This is a genomic window from Tropicimonas sp. IMCC6043, from assembly GCF_004146235.1.
GTDB lineage: Bacteria > Pseudomonadota > Alphaproteobacteria > Rhodobacterales > Rhodobacteraceae > Tropicimonas.
The window spans coordinates 1-1,567 of the sequence record NZ_SELO01000114.1 but is presented as its reverse complement, the minus strand read 5'-3'; the positions used below and the strand labels follow the sequence as shown (position 1 = coordinate 1,567).

Below are 1,567 nucleotides of genomic sequence, written 5' to 3'. Positions count from 1 at the left end.
CCCCAATTTCCCAAGTGATCCGACGATTTTGCTGCGCTGATGGCCGCATTTCTGTTATTCTTCAGAGAGTTGGGCGGCGTGAAGGTGGTGTTGGATGGCTCACCCATCGGGTGCAGGGTCGCGGGACGATCTGAGGCTCGATTTCGACCGTCGGGTGCGGCTGGAGTTTCGGGGATCGCAGCTCAGTTCGGACGGCGGTCTGCTGATCGTGCGGGAGCTGGACGATGCGCTTGGACTGTCCGACCTGGCCACCGCCGCGTTGACCGAACACCGCACCGGTGCGTACCGAGTTCACCAGATAGCCGGGCTGTTCCGGCAAGCAGTGTATGGTCGCCTCGCCGGGTACGAAGACGTCAACGACGCCGAACGGCTGGCCCATGACCCAGTGATGCGGCAAGTTGTTGGTGCCCGCGCCGTCGATGGGCAGGCGGCCTCCACATCGCAGATGAGCCGCTTCGAGACCGAGGGACTCGCGACCGAGGGCAACCGGGCGGCGCTCGCCGACTTGAGTGGACAGTGGATCGACCGGTTCCTCGACCGGACGGGGCTGAAGTACGTCGTGCTCGACATGGACAGCTCGGTCAGCCCGACCTATGGCAACCAGGAGGGCACCGCCTGGAACGGGCATTTCGGCTGTGCCTGCTACCACCCGCTCTTTCTGTTCAACCAGTTCGGGATGCTGGAACGCTGCGCCTTGCGCCCCGGCAACGTCCACAGCGCCGACGGCTGGAAAGCGGTTCTGGAGCCGGTCATGCGGCGCTATGCCGGCCGCGACATGCTGAAGTTCTTCCGCGCCGATGCCGCCTTCGCGCTGCCTGATCTGTACAAGACCCTGGAGGCGGCGGGGTACTTCTATGCCATCCGGTTGCCAGCGAACGCCGTCCTGCAGGAGCGTATCGCGCACCGGCTGAAGCGTCCGGTCGGGCGCCCGCCCAAGCACGTCCGGCGGTTCTACGAGGACTTCGATTACCGGGCGAACAGCTGGGACAAGCCGCGCCGGGTGGTGGCGAAGATCGAGTGGCACCCCGGCGAGTTGTTCCCACGTGTGGGCTTCGTTGTGACCAACCTGCCGATGGAGCCAGAGTGGGTCAGCGGCTTCTACAACCGCCGCGGCACCGCCGAACAGCACATCCGCGAAGGCAAGTATGCTATCCATTGGACGCGCCTGTCGTGTCGGCGGTTCCGGGATAACGAGGTGCGGCTCCAGCTGCACGCGCTGGCCTACAACCTCGCCATGTTCCTCGCCCATGTTGGCCTGCCGGAGCCAATGGCGGACTGGTCGCTTACCAGCCTGCAGCTCAAGCTGATCAAGATCGGTGCCCGTGTGGTCCGCCACGCCCGTGCCATCACCTTCCAGTTGGCCGAGGTGGCGGTGTCGGGGCGGATGGTCCGCGCGATCATCGCCGCGATCCAGCGCCTGCGGGCGCCCCCGGCGGCGACATGAAGACAGCGCCGCCCTTCAAGCCCGAACGAACAAGGCTCGGCCAGTGTGCCCACGGCATGCAATCTGTGGGCATCTGGAGCCTCACGACAGGCGGCCGAGGCCCCAATCGCGGCTATCGCCCGG

Annotated in this window: 1 protein-coding gene; it reads left to right on the top strand. The window is 65.7% G+C overall.

Translation table 11 applies throughout. The features are described 5' to 3' along the window. Positions 1–94: 94 nt before the first annotated feature. Positions 95–1,444 (top strand): IS1380 family transposase, encoded by a 1,350-nt coding sequence (locus EU800_RS25955; RefSeq protein WP_129636342.1) that lies wholly within the window; start codon positions 95–97, stop codon positions 1,442–1,444. Positions 1,445–1,567 lie beyond the last annotated feature (123 nt).

Excerpts from the sequence above, each read along its gene's own strand:
- EU800_RS25955 (WP_129636342.1), top strand. The coding sequence starts at position 95 with ATGGCTCACCCATCGGGTGCAGGGTCGCGGGACGATCTGAGGCTCGAT.